This is a genomic window from Virgibacillus dakarensis, assembly GCF_900155625.1.
Lineage (GTDB): Bacteria > Bacillota > Bacilli > Bacillales > Amphibacillaceae > Lentibacillus_C > Lentibacillus_C populi.
The window spans coordinates 380,664-396,135 of sequence record NZ_LT732553.1; the positions used below are offsets into that span (position 1 = coordinate 380,664).

At 38.8% G+C, this 15,472-nt stretch carries 19 protein-coding genes and 1 other RNA gene; 12 read left to right on the plus strand and 8 right to left on the minus strand.

The genetic code is table 11. From position 1 onward, the window contains the following. Positions 1 to 10 precede the first annotated feature (10 nt). The gene (locus CZ382_RS24105; protein WP_327365195.1) at positions 11 to 220 is read right to left on the minus strand and encodes a type II toxin-antitoxin system RelE/ParE family toxin; all 210 of its coding nucleotides are present in this window, start codon (positions 218 to 220) and stop codon (positions 11 to 13) included. 88 nt (positions 221 to 308) lie between these two features. Then, positions 309 to 719, minus strand: coding sequence for an AbrB/MazE/SpoVT family DNA-binding domain-containing protein (locus CZ382_RS01970; protein WP_088049565.1), 411 nt, complete (start codon positions 717 to 719; stop codon positions 309 to 311). Positions 720 to 911: 192 nt separating this feature from the next. Between CZ382_RS01970 and CZ382_RS01975 the strand changes: the two genes are divergently transcribed. The 6 genes from CZ382_RS01975 to CZ382_RS02000 all read left to right on the plus strand — a co-directional run bounded on the left by CZ382_RS01975 (position 912) and on the right by CZ382_RS02000 (position 8,529). Beyond that, positions 912 to 1,982: a M42 family metallopeptidase gene (locus CZ382_RS01975; protein WP_088049566.1), complete on the plus strand. Its 1,071-nt coding sequence runs from the start codon at positions 912 to 914 to the stop codon at positions 1,980 to 1,982. A gap of 345 nt (positions 1,983 to 2,327) precedes the next feature. Further along, on the plus strand, positions 2,328 to 2,885 hold the full coding sequence (locus tag CZ382_RS01980; protein WP_088049567.1) for a chromate transporter: 558 nt from the start codon (positions 2,328 to 2,330) through the stop codon (positions 2,883 to 2,885). Then, positions 2,882 to 3,412: a chromate transporter gene (locus CZ382_RS01985; protein ID WP_088049568.1), complete on the plus strand. Its 531-nt coding sequence runs from the start codon at positions 2,882 to 2,884 to the stop codon at positions 3,410 to 3,412. Before CZ382_RS01980 ends, CZ382_RS01985 begins: the two co-directional genes overlap by 4 nt. A 119-nt stretch (positions 3,413 to 3,531) precedes the next feature. Then, positions 3,532 to 6,054 (plus strand): ABC transporter permease, encoded by a 2,523-nt coding sequence (locus CZ382_RS01990; RefSeq protein WP_140392712.1) that lies wholly within the window; start codon positions 3,532 to 3,534, stop codon positions 6,052 to 6,054. 20 nt (positions 6,055 to 6,074) lie between these two features. Beyond that, positions 6,075 to 6,776, plus strand: a complete 702-nt coding sequence (locus tag CZ382_RS01995; protein ID WP_088049570.1) for an ABC transporter ATP-binding protein — start codon at positions 6,075 to 6,077, stop codon at positions 6,774 to 6,776. A gap of 136 nt (positions 6,777 to 6,912) precedes the next feature. After that, on the plus strand, positions 6,913 to 8,529 hold the full coding sequence (locus CZ382_RS02000; RefSeq protein WP_235000375.1) for an acyl-CoA synthetase: 1,617 nt from the start codon (positions 6,913 to 6,915) through the stop codon (positions 8,527 to 8,529). Between the two features lie 96 nt (positions 8,530 to 8,625). On the opposite strand, the gene CZ382_RS02005 is transcribed toward CZ382_RS02000, so the two are convergent. Both CZ382_RS02005 and CZ382_RS02010 read right to left on the minus strand, forming a co-directional pair. Next, positions 8,626 to 9,042 (minus strand): hypothetical protein, encoded by a 417-nt coding sequence (locus CZ382_RS02005; RefSeq protein WP_088049571.1) that lies wholly within the window; start codon positions 9,040 to 9,042, stop codon positions 8,626 to 8,628. Next, positions 9,039 to 9,251 carry a helix-turn-helix transcriptional regulator gene (locus tag CZ382_RS02010; RefSeq protein ID WP_088049572.1) on the minus strand — a complete coding sequence of 71 codons (213 nt, stop codon included), beginning with the start codon at positions 9,249 to 9,251 and terminating at the stop codon, positions 9,039 to 9,041. Before CZ382_RS02010 ends, CZ382_RS02005 begins: the two co-directional genes overlap by 4 nt. Positions 9,252 to 9,385: 134 nt before the next feature. Here CZ382_RS02010 and sspL point away from each other — a divergent pair, with 134 nt between their 5' ends. The 4 genes from sspL (at position 9,386) to CZ382_RS02030 (ending at position 10,628) form a co-directional block, all read left to right on the plus strand. Further along, a complete protein-coding gene (sspL, locus tag CZ382_RS02015) occupies positions 9,386 to 9,526 on the plus strand; it encodes a small, acid-soluble spore protein L (RefSeq protein WP_088049573.1) in 141 nt (46 codons plus the stop codon). Positions 9,527 to 9,550: 24 nt separating this feature from the next. Beyond that, positions 9,551 to 9,799 carry a sigma-G-dependent sporulation-specific acid-soluble spore protein CsgA gene (locus CZ382_RS02020; RefSeq protein WP_088050948.1) on the plus strand — a complete coding sequence of 83 codons (249 nt, stop codon included), beginning with the start codon at positions 9,551 to 9,553 and terminating at the stop codon, positions 9,797 to 9,799. 128 nt (positions 9,800 to 9,927) lie between these two features. Beyond that, a non-coding RNA gene (gene ssrS / locus CZ382_RS02025) (6S RNA) lies at positions 9,928 to 10,113 on the plus strand. A gap of 143 nt (positions 10,114 to 10,256) precedes the next feature. After that, positions 10,257 to 10,628 carry a VOC family protein gene (locus tag CZ382_RS02030; protein WP_088049574.1) on the plus strand — a complete coding sequence of 124 codons (372 nt, stop codon included), beginning with the start codon at positions 10,257 to 10,259 and terminating at the stop codon, positions 10,626 to 10,628. Between the two features lie 37 nt (positions 10,629 to 10,665). On the opposite strand, the gene CZ382_RS02035 is transcribed toward CZ382_RS02030, so the two are convergent. Further along, positions 10,666 to 11,625, minus strand: a complete 960-nt coding sequence (locus CZ382_RS02035) for a DMT family transporter (RefSeq protein ID WP_088049575.1) — start codon at positions 11,623 to 11,625, stop codon at positions 10,666 to 10,668. Between the two features lie 239 nt (positions 11,626 to 11,864). Here CZ382_RS02035 and CZ382_RS02040 point away from each other — a divergent pair, with 239 nt between their 5' ends. Then, on the plus strand, positions 11,865 to 12,251 hold the full coding sequence (locus CZ382_RS02040) for a hypothetical protein (protein WP_088049576.1): 387 nt from the start codon (positions 11,865 to 11,867) through the stop codon (positions 12,249 to 12,251). A gap of 4 nt (positions 12,252 to 12,255) precedes the next feature. Continuing rightward, positions 12,256 to 12,645 carry a type II toxin-antitoxin system RelE family toxin gene (locus CZ382_RS02045; protein WP_088049577.1) on the plus strand — a complete coding sequence of 130 codons (390 nt, stop codon included), beginning with the start codon at positions 12,256 to 12,258 and terminating at the stop codon, positions 12,643 to 12,645. 248 nt (positions 12,646 to 12,893) lie between these two features. On the opposite strand, the gene CZ382_RS02050 is transcribed toward CZ382_RS02045, so the two are convergent. The 3 genes from CZ382_RS02050 to CZ382_RS02060 all read right to left on the minus strand — a co-directional run bounded on the left by CZ382_RS02050 (position 12,894) and on the right by CZ382_RS02060 (position 15,314). Beyond that, complete coding sequence (locus CZ382_RS02050; protein ID WP_088049578.1) at positions 12,894 to 13,499, minus strand: hypothetical protein; 606 nt, start codon at positions 13,497 to 13,499, stop codon at positions 12,894 to 12,896. Positions 13,500 to 13,596: 97 nt separating this feature from the next. Next, on the minus strand, positions 13,597 to 13,956 hold the full coding sequence (locus tag CZ382_RS02055; protein ID WP_235000376.1) for a zinc-binding dehydrogenase: 360 nt from the start codon (positions 13,954 to 13,956) through the stop codon (positions 13,597 to 13,599). Next, the gene (locus tag CZ382_RS02060; protein ID WP_088049373.1) at positions 13,953 to 15,314 is read right to left on the minus strand and encodes an IS4 family transposase; all 1,362 of its coding nucleotides are present in this window, start codon (positions 15,312 to 15,314) and stop codon (positions 13,953 to 13,955) included. The genes CZ382_RS02055 and CZ382_RS02060 overlap by 4 nt, the downstream gene beginning before the upstream one ends. Between the last annotated feature and the right edge of the window lie 158 nt (positions 15,315 to 15,472).

A 15,472-nucleotide genomic window follows, 5' to 3' on the forward strand; every position in this document is an offset into this window, starting at 1 on the left:
GGGGACGATTTCAATTTTTTAAATACGTTTTCAGCTGATGATAAAAATTTTCTCGGGTTCCAGTCATAATAAGGAAAATGATTTCCCCTTGTTCATCTTCTTCAATTCGGTAGGCAAGTTCGTAATTAGTTCCCTGATATTTATAATCAAAGCAGTATATACCAGCGAGATCCCCACTTTTCATTTCACCGATGTAGGGATCATGTCTGATTAAATTGATTGTTTACAGATAAATATTCTTTAACTCTTTGTTTTTTTCTTTTTTAATAGTTTTTTTGATAGGATTCATATAAACTGCCCGTAATAAGTCATTTCCCATCATTCAAATCTCCAAATAATTCATCGGTTAGATCTTTATACCCATTCTTTCTTATATCATCAAGTGTTTCTTGTGCATCTTTCTTAATTTGATGGACAGAGTTGCGGATTGCTGTTTTTCGTTTTTCAAATTCCTCAGCAAAGTATGCTTTTGGTACATCTTCACGAATCATATCCTCAATGATTTCCTTTGAAAAATCCACTTCTTCTTGTACAGGACGAATGATGATGGCATCACCGGTAAACTCAGCATAAACCTCATCTGTAATGTTCAGTTTTTCGAAAAATTTTTGCGGGATGGTAATTTGGTGGGCAGATGAAACCCGAATCCGTTTTATTTGCTTTTTGCGTTCAGAGTAGTCCATATTCCTTCTCTCCACTTCATATTTCGTTACATTCATTCTATTCCCTCCAAACAAAAAATATACTTATTTCTTTTTTTCTTGATTTTTTTATTTCTTTATATATACCATATTTTTTATTTTTTGTATATAGGATTTTTTCCAGGTGCATCGGTAGTAGACTTTGAAGATATGCATAATCCATGTACCACCATCCATACTAAACCTAAAACGATATGAATAGGTGAAGTGATGGAACTATTAAAAGAGTTAACACAGGCGCAAAGTACTTCCGGTTATGAAAATGAAGTAAGACAGATCATGAAGAAAGAGCTAGATCAAGTATGCAGTGAGGTTCTGTACGATCATACAGGGAGTCTTTTTGGAAAAAAAACGGGGAATACCAGTGGTCCGCGTATTATGCTTGCTGGTCATATGGATGAGGTTGGCTTTATGGTTACCGGTATTACAAAGGACGGATTTCTTCGCTTTACTCCGCTTGGCGGCTGGTGGGATCAAGTATTACTGGCACAGCGTGTAACTGTTATAACTGAGCGAAAAAAATTCACCGGAGTCATTGGTTCGAAGCCACCGCATTTGCTGCAGCCGGAAGAGAGGAAAAAAGTATTTCCAATCCGGGAAATGTATATTGATGTTGGGGGACATAGTAAGGAAGAGGTTGAAAAGTGGGGTGTTTGTGTTGGTGATCCGATTGTTCCTATCTGCCCTTATGAACGATTACCTGATGATGATACGGTTCTGGCGAAGGCGCTTGATAACCGGATTGGCTGCTATATGGCCGTAGAAGTGGCGAAACAATTAGATGGTATGGATCATCCAAATACGCTTTTTGTTGGAGCAAATGTTCAGGAAGAAGTAGGGTTGAGAGGAGCAGAAACTTCGCCATATGCAATCGATCCTGATATCGCGATTGTCCTCGACGTCGGTGTTTCCCAGGATACCCCGGGGACAAGCAGTGGTGATATTAAGCATCCGGCATTACAAAAAGGACCGCTTGTTACGTTTCTTGATGCCTCCATGATTCCGAATACCCGTTTTCGTGATTTGGTTATCGATACAGCCAGGAACAATAATATCCCCTATCAAATTGAAGTGATAACTGGTGGTGGGACTGATGCCGGGAAAATCCATATGTACAAAGAGGGTGTCCCAACTATCGTAATTGGAGCCCCAATCCGTTATATGCATAGCCACGTTTCCCTGGCAAGTAAACAGGATATTGAAAATGGTGTGAGGCTTCTTGTAGAGATTATTAAACGGCTTGATGCGGATACGTATGCATCAATGATTAATTATAAATGACATGATGGACAAAAACCTGGCGATCAAAAAGGGAGCCAGGTTTTGTTATGCGTTTGTGCTTATCCTGTAACGGGAATTAGTGTTCTAGGGTTTGTTCACTGTTGAACAAGAGTCATTTACTGTCCAAAACTCGTAAGATACTGTCCAAATTCATACAATTACTGTTCAATTATGATCAAATACTGTCCGAATTCGGTAAAATACTATCCGAACCAAATTTTCAATAATCATTTCCACAAAAAAATTTCCCCGTTACCGATGATTAATTTCCGCCGCTCTGGTAATATAGCATAAAGAACAAATACCAAACTAATCTGGAAACTTTCTAAAGGTCGTGATCAGGGGATGCACAAGGATTTATTTATTGGATTTTTCCGTGCAGGAATGCTTGGATATGGCGGCGGACTTTCGGCTGTACCATTAATGCATAAGGAAGTTGTAAAAACGTACAAGTGGATGGGGGATGATGAATTCTCGGACATACTGGCACTTGCCAATACTTTACCCGGACCGATCAATACAAAGCTATCCGGCTATATTGGCTGGCGTCTGAAAGGTTTTTGGGGACTCATCACATGCATTATTGCTACGGTTTTGCCAACCGCATTGTTAATGATATTGCTTTTAACTGTATTAAACGCCTACAAGGATGTTCCCTGGGTTCAGGGAATGGCTAAAGGGGTTTTGCCAATTGCCGGTGTCATGATTGGTGTTTTGGCATGGGACTTTATAAAAAAATCGAGAACACTGATGGGCTGGGGTGCCACCATTATTTTGACGATCATTAGTATTGTTGTAATGCAAGTATTGGGAATTCATCCGGCGTTTCTTATTATTGCCTTAATCTTGTCAGCATTGTTTTCGAAGAGCAGCGAGAAAGAAAGACAGGCGGGTGAATCATGATCTATTGGCAACTATTTATAGCTAATTTTACGTCAAATATACTGGGGTATGGTGGTGGTCCCGCAACAATTCCGTTATTGGAACATGAGGTTGTCGATCGCTATCACTGGTTTACTACAAATGAATTTAGTGAAATGGTTGCACTTGGCAACGGACTGCCCGGGCCGATTGCAACGAAGCTGGCTGCCTACATAGGTTATGAACAAGGGGGAATTCTTGGAGCATTTGTTGGTCTTTTTGCTTCTGTAGCCCCGTCATTAATTATGATGATTGCACTATTAGGGCTATTACTAAAATATAAAGATTCACCAAAAGTAAAAAGGCTGACGAAAATTGTCCGCCCCACTATTGCTGTGTTATTAGGCGTAATGACGTACGAATTCTTTTTTGATTCCTACACGGAAATTGGCTGGATCCACACGGCCATCTTAGTTGCTAGTGGATACATATTGTTGGAAAAACGGGGCATTAGTCCAGTATATGTTGTGCTTGGGGCGTTGGTATATGGTGCAATATTTTTAGCTTAATGAGATCATTCCCGATATCGCCATGAAGCAGAGCACTGTAAATCTTCAGGATATTACAATAAAGTCAATTAATATTGAAAGATCAACATTACAAAATCATAAGAAATGGGGGGGTTAATTTGCAGAGTATCGTGAAGCATATCATTAGAAACCTTATCGAAAAGAAGCTCAGAACAGCAATTGTTTTATTGGCCATTTTATTATCAACTGCTGTTTTATTTATTGGACTTAGTGTAAATCAGATATTGAACGATACATATACAACAATGGTACAGGGAAGCTATGGAAATGCCAATATTGTTGTTACAAAAGCTTCTGATGATCGATCACCGTTTTATCAAGTGGCTGACCTGGACATTAGCGATGTCGGAGTAGAACAACGGGTGGATATGATTAACGCAACTGGTAAAGGTGAATTAAATAGTGAGAATTTGCAGGTTTCCATGACTGGCATGGATTTAAATGAAGCATCGACAATGGAATTAGTCAAACCGATAAACAAGGTAAAAGATTTTAAACTGAATCATAACACCGCAATGATCAGTCAAAAAACAGCATCCGATTTTCACTTATCTTTAGGTGACACGATTAAGGTTTCCTTGCAGGACAAAACATACAAATACACAGTTGGAGCGATAAGTGAAACGAATGGAGTTTTTTATTCGGAAATCGATACTATTCAATTAGTTGTTTCCAAAAGTCAGCTCAACAAGGTTTTTGGTAAAGAAGATAGGCTATCGAGTACATTGTTGCAGATTTCTGATGAAGATTTAGATAAACAGATTAGCCGTTTATCTGATCAAAATCCAGCCTTCTCTATCCAAAAAGCAAGTTCGTTATCTTCTGCCAATTGGGATGACGAAACATTCATGACCGCAATGATTCTAGCTATTGTTATTATTGTCTTAATTAGCGCATATGTCATTTCATCGCTAGCTAAAATTATCATTGCTGAGCGGATGCCTGTTGTGGGAACGTTTCGCAGTTTAGGAACTAGTAAACGGAAGATGAATGGAATTCTTTTGTTGGAATTTATCTTATATGGGGGAATAGGTGCTGGCTTAGGGATTGGGCTGGGATGTTTCTTATTGCCTTCGATAGCTGACTTTTTCAATGAGTATAAGGAGTTTGGTGTCGCAACTGTAGTGGAATACCGGATTAGCTTTATCACAGCAGCTTTGGTTTTTGGAATGTTTTTCCCAGCTTTTGTCAGTATGCTGCCTATTTTAAAAGCAAATCGAAAACCATTGAAAGCTATTATTCTTAATACTCCTGATACAGTTCAAAAACGATCTATCATAACGGAAATAATTGGGGTATTTTTCTTTGTCGGTGCCTTCGTTGTTTATTTCTTCAATACGAAGGATAGTCTTTCCTTCGGGTTGGTCGCCTTAGCAATGTTGTTCATTGCGATTGTACTCCTGATGCAGCTGTTCATAAATATGATCGTCAAACTATGCAGTACACTAGTTGCGGGTAGTGCAAACGGTGAAATGGCGCTGGGAATCAAAAGTGTTGCAAATAATAAGATGGTTGCCAATAATTCCAGTATGATCATTGTCGTCGTCCTGTTACTGATGGTGGTAGGGATTACGAGTGCCGGGCTTGATCATTATATAAGCGATATCATAAAACGGGACTCGGATGTGATGATCGGCAATTTAGAGAAGGACCCTGCCGCATATGAGCAAGAGTTAGCAAAAGTAGATGGTGTATCCGATATTTCGAAACAATATATCGGCTTGGCCCGCTATCAAATAAACCGGGATCATGGTGAGTTTGGTGTAGTTGGCATTGATAACATTGAAAAATTTAATTCATTTTATTCGGGCGTAGTGTTTAAAGATGATGCCATGAAAAAAATCGCCACATTGCCGAATGGTGTCATTATCGATCAATATCAAGCAGGAAAATATGATGTAGCTGTTGGCGATACCATCCAGTTCCTGCCATTAACTGAACAGGGGAAACCGCTTCATAAAGATGAAGATTATGTGGAAATGGTTGTTGCCGGACTAATGGACAGTGCAAGTTTTACATCAAGCAAATCATCGGTGCTGGTAAATTTGCAATTTTTTAATGATTACTTTGATGGAGGCCATAATGAAATAGCCATAAAAGTGGATCAGGGATATGATGTAGATCAGGTTAAAAAAGCGATTAAAGATAAGTACGTTGATGCAACTATTGATGTACACACATTTGATGAGTTGATTGCATCCCAGAAAGGTACGATTGATACATTGTTAGTGGGTATAAAAGCGGTTATTTTAATGGGATTGATTGTCGGCTTATTAGGAATTACTAACAATCTTACCGTGTCATACAGACAGAGAAGGAAAGAGCTTGCAGTACTCTACTCTGTCTGTATGAGTAAAAATCAGATTGTCAGAATGCTATTTTATGAAATGGTCATGACGTTTATCGCCGTTGTCGTGATTGGGTGTGCCGGTGGGCTGCTAATGAATGTTGTGTTAACAAAATTTCTGCATGCAATTGGTTTGGTCATCCAGTTTGATTTTAATTATTCATTATTTGCACTTCTTTGTGGACTCGTGTTTGTGTTACTAGCTTTATCAACACTGTCTATCGTCAGGAAGATTGTCAAAATGAATGTACTGGATGAATTACGGTATGAATAGTTTACTAGGGGGTTAATTTTGTGGGCAGTGTTATTCAGACAGAACAATTATGTAAAAGCTATTATGTTGGCAAACGTGAGATACCGGTCCTTAAGCGTATGGAATTAGCCATAGAAGAAGGTGAATTTGTCTCGATCATGGGGCCATCAGGCTGTGGGAAAAGTACACTGCTTTATTTACTTGGCGGTATTGATGTCCCGACTTCAGGAAGTGTATATTTTAAACGGGAAGATATTAACAAAATGAACGATAAAAAGAAAAGCATGATACGAAGAAGGCAGCTTGGATTTGTGTTTCAGTTTTATAATTTAGTACAGAATCTCACAGTGGCAGAAAATATTTTACTGCCCATAACAATGGATGGAAAAAAGAGCAAGGATTATCAAGACGAACTGAACGAAAAACTGGAAATTGTCGGATTAACGGATCGGCGAAACTTTACACCACGAGAATTGTCGGGAGGGCAGCAGCAGCGTGTTGCCATTGCCAGGGCCTTGATCGTTAATCCTAAGGTAATATTGGCAGATGAACCGATCGGAAATTTAGACAGTAAATCGGGGACAGCAATCATGGAGCTATTTCGCAAAATTAATCAGGAAAAAGGAATAACCATTGTTCAGGTTACACATTCCCAGGAAGCGGCGAAATATGGCAATCGCATCATTCATATGAAAGATGGTGTGATAGAGTCTGATTCAATGGTTGCGAAGGTAAAGGTATAAGCTTCGGTACACTTGAAGTTTATCATTCAAAACTAAATTATGTACTTGCTAATCACAATTATCTAAAATAAAATAAGAAATGGAATATTCACACCAATAAAATGGAACAGCAAAATCCATGTTAGGGAGTGGGAGAATGGAAGGTTCAGTAAATGTAAATGATCAGTTATCAAGCATGCTGCAACGGGCAAGACGCAACACATTAGGTGATATACTGGCTAGGACCAGGGATAGGACACCGGATAAGTTTGCTGTGAAATATGAGGATAAACGATTGACATATGCAGAATTGGACGATTTGGTGAACCAGACAGCACATGGATTTTTGGCAAAAGGAATGGAAAAGGGTGAGATGGTCACGGTGATGTCCAAAAATAGTTTGGACTTTGTGGCAGTAAATTTTGCCTTGGCCCGGATTGGTGCTGTGATGATCCCGATTAACTATATGCTGACTGGTGAAGATGTGCGATATATTATCGAGCATGCTGAGGTAACCGGATTCATTGCCTCGAAGGAATATGCACCTGTACTTGATCAGGCAGCAGGAAGCGCTAAAATTAAGCATCGGTATTTAATGGATGTACCGGTTGATGGTGAGCGGACAAATGAGCTATCCTCATGGGAGCTGTTATCAGCTATTCGCAAGGAGCAACCAATAGCATTTGTTGAAGCGGATATCATGGACGACGAGCTTGCTCATGTTCTGTATACAAGCGGCACGGAATCTCGGCCCAAGGGTGTTATGCTGACCCATAAAAGTCTGATAAGTGAGTACGTTAGCAGTATTGTGGACGGGAAAATGGAGGCGCGTGATATCGCCATTCACGCATTGCCACTTTATCATAGCGCCCAACTTCATGTATTTTTAGGTCCAAGTATTTATGTTGGTTCAAGCGGAATTATCTTAGGTGCTGCAAGTCCCGAAGTTATTTTAAAAACAATAGAGGAAGAGGGGGCAACACAGCTATTCGCTCCACCAACAGTTTGGATTAGCCTGCTGCGCCACCCGGATTTCGATCGGCGTGATTTATCGACGTTGGAAAAATGCTATTATGGTGCTGCAATTATGCCGCGGGAAATTTTAAAGGAACTTGCTGAACGGCTGCCAAATACACGTTTCTGGAACTTTTACGGTCAAACAGAAGTTGCCCCTCTTGCGACTGCATTGCAGCCGGAAGATCAATTGCGAAAATTGGGTTCTGCAGGAACAGCAACATTAAACGTTCAAACGAAAATTGTTGATGAGAATGATAATGAGGTACCTCGCGGGGAAATCGGCGAAATTGTTCACCGCACTCCACATGCAATGCAAGGCTATTTGCATGATCCGGAAAAGACGGCTGAAGCGTTTCGCGGCGGCTGGTTCCATAGCGGTGATCTTGGAGTAATGGATGTAGAAGGTTATGTGACAGTTGTGGACCGGAAAAAGGATATGATTAATACAGGCGGTGTCAACGTTTCGAGCAGGGAAGTTGAGGAAATGATTTACCAGATGGACGGTGTTTCCGAAGTAGCAGTCATCAGCATCCCCGATGCATATTGGATCGAAGCTGTTACTGCAATTATCGTTCCAAAGTCGGGAGAAAATTTAACGAAAGAAGCAGTAATCGAATTTTGCCGAGCTAGACTGTCAAAATTTAAAGTGCCAAAGCATGTAGATTTTACCGATGAATTACCGAAAAATCCGAGCGGTAAGGTTCTGAAGTGGTCGTTGAGAGAGCAGTATGATGTACTAAGTACAAATAAACCTTGACAGTGCTCAGGTAGGGTTTGCTTACGAGAGTGAAATAAAGGAAGAAGGAAGTAGCCCTAATACGCTTCTTCCTTCTTTATGTTAAAAAAAACAGCGCTAGCGGTGCTTCACAAACAGAACCCCTAAACCAATAATCCAAATGTAGGCAAAGAAAAATATCCATAAATATAAAATCGATATACTTTCATGTCCAAGTAATGTAATTCCCCCTAGGAAAATAAACAGAACCCCAAGAAAAATAAATGAACTAATGGCAAAGTACTTAAACACATTACTAATTGTCCGTTCATCATATTCAGGAGTTTTATCTTTCTTGCGTCTTAATTTTATCAAATGAAAGATTGTGGAAAGAACATTTACTAAAATTGCTGCAATAATTACTTCATATACAAATTCGCCCTGAAAAATATAAACTAAATATGTTCCTAAAAGCGCCCCTAAAGTCGTACAAAGCTGTATATAGATCGAACCCCATTTTTCCATGAAAACCACCTTTTTTTCTCCCTTGTTCATTTTCTCCTCTCCTTCTCAAGAATAAAAACATCATCAATTGGTACGTCAAAATAATCCACAATTTTTAATGCCAGTTCTAAACTCGGGTTATACTTGTTATTTTCAATAGCTGTAAATGTCTGCCGTGTTACCTGCAGATCTTCGGCCATCTTAAGTTGGGTAATTCCTTTGGTTTTTCTAATTTTACGTATATTGTTTCTTACCGGCATAGTATATCATCCTTAAATGTAAAGATATCCTTACATTATTTATATCACATCGATTTTAAGATGTAAATATATATTTACATCTAAGCCGAATAAAAAGAGTAATTTTTGCAACACTACGTACTGGAGGTGTTGTTATGAGCGAGAAGCAGGATAATTGGAATAAAAAGCGGGTTAGATCCAGCGTTAATCCACAGGGGCTCACGGAAGATATGGAAGAACAGCGGCCTAAATCCCAGCTCGAACAAAGAGCGAAAAAAAGCAACACGAAACTATAATAGACAGGCAAGAAGGTGGAGGCAATCGATCACACACTAGATTATTTGCGTGAATCCGTATCCAACTATATAGAAAATGACATGGCCCAAAAAATTTATCACAAGCTGGAATCTGGAAATTATACAAGTGAAGGTGAGTTTGTAAAGGATTTAGATGATGATGAAATTGGATATTTGGATGCTATCTTAAAAAGGGAAATCGCTTACGCTAAAAATGTGCAGCATGATGAACGGGTAAAGGAACTGAACGAGGTATATGAACTATTATTTTAGCGGAGATTCAGGAAAACATCACACTTAACATATTTTAGAAAATTTAATAATCCTATTTACCTAGTGTGATAAATAAAAATGGGCAAAAATACCATTGAAATGTAGTGGAAGAAGTTGTACTATATAAATACAAGCTACGATGTTCGTAATCATAATAAGTTTTAACCTCTAATGTAAGAATAGGGAGTTTTAGATCGGAGCTCTAATGTCGAGCCGCCAAAGAGCGGAAGACAGGAAGGCTTCTGCAAACACCCACTTTGTGAAGTGGTGGTTTAAAACTTTTGTATAACAATTACGGCAATTGTGGCTGTTAACTACTAAATGTGATAGACCAGTTCTAATTAGAACTGGTCTTTTAATTTTTGCAATAAGTGTACCTTTTACATTCCGATTCAAAAATAGTATTATGCATTTCTTATCAGGAACAGTATCATGGAAAGGGAAAGGAGATGAGCAAATGCTATTTAAGGTTGAACAGATCGATCATGTACAGTTGGCAGCACCGATCAGTGGAGAGGATTCTGCACGCAAGTTTTACGGGGATTTATTGGGTTTTGAAGAGGTTACAAAACCGGTATCATTAAGAAATCGAGGTGGTGTTTGGTTTCAATTTGGAATGGTTCATGTACATATTGGTGTGGAAGACGATTTTCACCCGGCAAAGAAGGCACATCCAGCATTTCGGGTAAAAAATTTGGAAGCCATGAAGCAATATTTACACGCCAAGAATGTAGCGTTTAAAACGGATGATAAATTGCCTGGTGCCACCAGGTTTTATCTGGATGATCCATTTGGGAACAGGCTGGAGTTTTTGGAATGGTCGGATTAGCTATGGAACGAGTAATCTAACTCGCTTCCATAGCGCTTTATTCACTCCCCTCTGAAACCTTCTTATATAGCTGCATCTTTTTTCGGTTTCCCAGTGCGGATATTACACTATGTAACATCATTCCTATCATAACAAGCGCCATACCAGCGAATGAAAACAAGTTTGGCAAAGGTGCATGCAAAAAAATTAGCTCCCCAAATAAAGCAAATACGACTTCACCAGATTGAGTTGCCTCAACAGCTGCCATTTTTTGATTATCGTGATTAACAAGCTCCGTTGCATAAAAAAACAATGCCGTTGCAATAATTCCCGATGTTATGGCTACAATAAATGTTTGCGTTATTTGCCCCGAACTAGGAAGACCATGGGAGGTTATTCCATAGATCGACAGAATGAGCCAAAATGGCATACTTGCGATAGTCATTCCAAGAATACGCTGAAAGGTAGTTAATTCACCATTAACAACTTGCATCATTTTTCGATTTCCGAGCGGATAGCTGAGTGCTGAAATGATTAGCGGAATTACACAGAACAAGACAGCTTTGACCGGTACCGAGGTTGCGTGTTGCAGTTGCATCATAACAACTCCGGACAGAATGATTAAGGAAATGAAGACACTTTGTATCGGGATACGCTGTTTTTTTCCCTTATTTAAAAATGGAACAAGCAATGATCCAGCAATAATTGTAATTTGAAACGTTGCTGCAACGAGCCAGCCTGGTCCATAAATGGTCGCGAAGGTTAGCGGAGCATAAAATAATCCGAATCCGACTGTGCTCCATAAGATCCATGAAAAAGGCGCTTTTTTTATGTGTGACAAAACCGGTTTTATATTTTTTTGATAACCAACGATGAGAAGGAGCATTGGGAGCATGAAGATAAATCGTAGTGAAGCACTCCATACCCAGCTGCCCCCTTCAAGCTCCATCGCCCGATTCAGGATGAACGTTACGGAAAAAAACAAAGCTGCCAAAATACCAATAACAGTTGCTTTCATTGTCTCCCCCCTTATTTTGATAAGTATGTTTATGTAATCATACCAGAAATATAATCCGAAAAGTAAAAAATAATTTATGGACATTATGTTACTAGGCATATAACGAACAGAACCCGGAAAGGAGGTGTGAAATTGGCCTAATATGTGTATAAAACAACACACTTTATGTGATATAATAAGAACATAAAAATAATGTTTTGCATACCTTACACTTAGAAACCTGGGAGGGAAAAGGTAAAATGGAAAAGAACTCACAAAACAATAAGTCGATCTCGAGTACTACACTAAACTTTTTAAAAGATAATGTATTGAACGTTACGGATCTAACCCGTACCAATAAGCTATCCGATATTTTGAATCAATATGTTGGCAGGGAAAGTGAGGAAGTCTATGTCATCCAAAACAGCAAAAAAAGAAATTCACAAGCTGTTATCGTAGACTTTGAGTATTTCGAGCGTTTATTAAAATACAAGGAAGTTGTTGATCATGCTGTAGACGATTATATGTATCATATCGCAAAAGAAAGAAAAGAGGAAAAGGCGCAACTGACCTTGGATGAGGTATTCGATGATGGTGATTTTGATTATGAAAAATTAATAAAGCAACTGAAAGAAAATAACAGGTAGTCGTATGAGAGAGATAGAAAAGATAAAGCAGTATGTGTTGCAATCCTATAATGTTGATATTCGTTTTTCTAGAAGTGCTGCGCAAGATATAAAGAAAATCAAAAAAGGAAACAGGTCTATTGTGCTGTTGGAAATTGTAAGAAGGGCAAAAAATGGTCCTTTAATAAAGCCAAGGGGAATTGGTGAACCACTTCGAGCACCTTTGAACAAGTTTGTGAAACTTAAACTAAGGGCTTTAAACATTCGAATAATATACCGTCCTACGGAAAGTGATAGCGGTGTCATAAAAATGGAAATAATAGCAATTGGGCCAAGGGATAAGAATAAGGTTTATCAACTGGCGGCAGAACGGCTACTAAATTTTGCTGAAGAAATGGAAAAGAATAATGACTAAACTATCTGAAACCGTATCGCCTTCGCATTATCCGAGGCAAGTCATGGGAGAAAAGAGGGGATATCCATTGTTTTTTAATATTTTCCTTGGGGATATAATTGCACAACTTGTTTTTCTTTTGTTTACCGTTGTTATCATCAGTCTAATCGTTTTGCGGCTCAAAAGAAAAAAGCAGTACAACCGTCTTGAAGATAAAATTGACAAGCTAATGAATCATAAAGAAAAATAGCAATGTACTTTCCGCATTGCTATTTTTCTGCTTTTTGTCCTAAATGCTTTTCCTTAATCCAAATGAACAGCTTTGTAAACCAAAATGAAATAAAGACAACGGCAGTATCAATTAGAAATAAATAGGTTACATTCATGCCCTTATCCATTTTTACAAGCTCAACCGCCAGACAGAATGACGCAAATCCGTAAGTAAAGATGATGGTACCAATAATGGAATATAAATAAAAATTTTTCCTGTTGTTTGTACAATACTGATAGATCAACATGAATGTAATCGGGAAAACAACTGCTGTTATGTTAATGCCAGTTGGGATTAGATAAGTAAGACTGTGAGGATAAACGAAAAAATTCCCGGCGGATAACGTACTGTCGAGATTTAGCCATAAAACATGTGCCGTATAGCCGTAGAAACAAATTTCAAATAGTCGTTGCTTATCGATCACGATATAAAGAATAGCAAGTGGTATTATTACACTGGCAACATTAAACCAAAAGTACCATGTATCAGGACCGGAAAATTGATGCCAATATTGTCCTACCAGGTTTTGCAGATCTTCTTTTGTTTCATATATTTTGTGATACAGTTGTTCCCATTCATTTGTTTGCCCTCCGAAACGTAGCATATGCTTGTAGCTTTTGTTTTGGAGCCTATTTTATTCAGCAAATGGATGGTTGTGTATTTTGGTTACAATAGACCGTGCTGACTCAGGCTGTAGGTTGTTATTTAATTTCTATTGCTATTTTCCCTTTTGCATGATGGGATTGGCTAAGTTCATGCGCCGACCGCAGCCCATCCTGATTCAATGGAAAGGTATGACCAATATTCGCCTTTACCTTGCCATTTTCCAGAAGCTTTCCGAGCTCGGTTAGCTGTTTTCCATCCGGTTCTAGCCAGAGAAAGCCAGCTTTCACTCCATTTTCTGCTGCTAATCTTTCATCAGGAGGCTGGGCAATGGAGACCAGCTTACCCCCTTTTTTCAACACGTCAAAGCTCTTTTCCTGAATAGCACCGCCCATCGTGTCAACAACAATATCATAATCATCGATAAGTTCGGCAAAATCATCTTCTTTGTAACTCAACTTTCGCATGCTGAAATAGGCAGGTAAACCTTGATGTAATTAGGCAAGCCTGCAATCCACTGCTGTAGTTGAATTTTGATTAATCCTTGCATTTTCTTGTTACTCTTTTTGATGGTATCTTCAAGAAGCTCGATTAATTGCTGTAATGCTACAGCCCAATCAAGGTCACTGATTTCATCACAAAGCTCATAAAACATGCCACCTAAAGTACGTTGATCTGTACTGCAACGATTTTGCCATGACAACACGATATATCTTGTAAACACGATAGTTGTATGGCTAATAAGTGAGTCATAGGAACGGCCTTGAAATTCCTTTTGTAGCTTCAGTAAGGATTTTGTTGTTTTGAAAAAGACTTCAATATCCCATCGCATGCCGTAAATGCGAATAATTTCTTGATCACTCAATGTGCAATCTGTACTTAAAATAGCCAACCAGTCATTTTTCTTATTGCGATTGCGAACGAAGACCACTTTTACTGGGACACCGTTTGCTTGGACAGTATGGATGGAGCGCAAAATCCCTTTCTTTCCATCGGTTGGAGTCGCCAAACGATAGAGCTGTTCCAAGGATACACGCTCGTCACCTACTAGGTAACGCTGTTTTAATTTTTTGACCATACCAATCACATCTAGACCTTGTTCTTTAATGTCTTTAATGAGTGGCTGGTGCGTGAACCATGTATCCATCAACACATAATCGGCTTGGATCCCCGTGTTCATTGCGCGACTGATCATATTCGGGATTTGTTCCGGTGCAGTTTGTAACGCTTCAAGACGTCGCTTATAGCCAGAACTGCGCTTGTCAATTTTTGAAGAAATACCGTTAATCTGGCTCTTTTTCGAACTCAATAAAGAAAAATCAACCGGTAGGAACGTCGCACCATCAGACCAACCTAAAGTTAACATGCGAAATCCTTTGTAAAAGCGCATTTTTTGGGAAGCATGATCAAAGCAACGAGCAAGTAATTCTACGTTTTTACTACGGTTTCGATCATATGCAGAATCATCCAAAATAAATACTTTCGGACGGGCATGATTTGTAAGTTTCGTTACCTTTCCAGCGGTAAACGCGACTAAGAATAGTAAAAATCGACGCCAAGCAAATGTTGATTGATTCAAAAAGCGGTAAACAGTATCCTTAGCCGGAAATTCAGGAGACTTTTTACTTTCAAGTGCGCGAAACCAGTTTTTATTTTCGAAGATCAAACAAAAGACTAATTGAAAAAGATGAGCGCAGGAATAGCCAAAATTCTTCGTGATTCCTGCATGTCTTAGATGTTTTAGAACTTTTAATTCTTTAAATGTAGATTTTAACTCGTTTGGCAGTTGCTTATTTAGGTTATTTTTCGCTATCATAGTAGGAGCACCTCTTCTATTTGGTAGTTTTTTCTGGACAATTAAACTATACCAAAACTGGAGGTGTTTTTCTTTTATGATGATTGAGTGTCAAGCAACATAACACATTAGCTATTGACTAGTATTGTACCTAAGTTAAACTACATTTTTACTCTGCG

Bases quoted from the DNA above. Each gene is read 5' to 3' on its own strand.
- CZ382_RS01970 (WP_088049565.1), bottom strand. From the start codon at position 719: ATGAATGTAACGAAATATGAAGTGGAGAGAAGGAATATGGACTACTCT.
- CZ382_RS01975 (WP_088049566.1), top strand. From the start codon at position 912: ATGGAACTATTAAAAGAGTTAACACAGGCGCAAAGTACTTCCGGTTAT.
- CZ382_RS01980 (WP_088049567.1), top strand. From the start codon at position 2,328: ATGCACAAGGATTTATTTATTGGATTTTTCCGTGCAGGAATGCTTGGA.
- CZ382_RS01985 (WP_088049568.1), top strand. From the start codon at position 2,882: ATGATCTATTGGCAACTATTTATAGCTAATTTTACGTCAAATATACTG.
- CZ382_RS02000 (WP_235000375.1), top strand. From the start codon at position 6,913: ATGGAAGGTTCAGTAAATGTAAATGATCAGTTATCAAGCATGCTGCAA.
- CZ382_RS02005 (WP_088049571.1), bottom strand. From the start codon at position 9,042: ATGAACAAGGGAGAAAAAAAGGTGGTTTTCATGGAAAAATGGGGTTCG.
- CZ382_RS02010 (WP_088049572.1), bottom strand. From the start codon at position 9,251: ATGCCGGTAAGAAACAATATACGTAAAATTAGAAAAACCAAAGGAATT.
- sspL (WP_088049573.1), top strand. From the start codon at position 9,386: ATGAGCGAGAAGCAGGATAATTGGAATAAAAAGCGGGTTAGATCCAGC.
- CZ382_RS02030 (WP_088049574.1), top strand. From the start codon at position 10,257: ATGCTATTTAAGGTTGAACAGATCGATCATGTACAGTTGGCAGCACCG.
- CZ382_RS02035 (WP_088049575.1), bottom strand. From the start codon at position 11,625: ATGAAAGCAACTGTTATTGGTATTTTGGCAGCTTTGTTTTTTTCCGTA.
- CZ382_RS02040 (WP_088049576.1), top strand. From the start codon at position 11,865: ATGGAAAAGAACTCACAAAACAATAAGTCGATCTCGAGTACTACACTA.
- CZ382_RS02045 (WP_088049577.1), top strand. From the start codon at position 12,256: ATGAGAGAGATAGAAAAGATAAAGCAGTATGTGTTGCAATCCTATAAT.
- CZ382_RS02050 (WP_088049578.1), bottom strand. From the start codon at position 13,499: ATGCTACGTTTCGGAGGGCAAACAAATGAATGGGAACAACTGTATCAC.
- CZ382_RS02060 (WP_088049373.1), bottom strand. From the start codon at position 15,314: ATGATAGCGAAAAATAACCTAAATAAGCAACTGCCAAACGAGTTAAAA.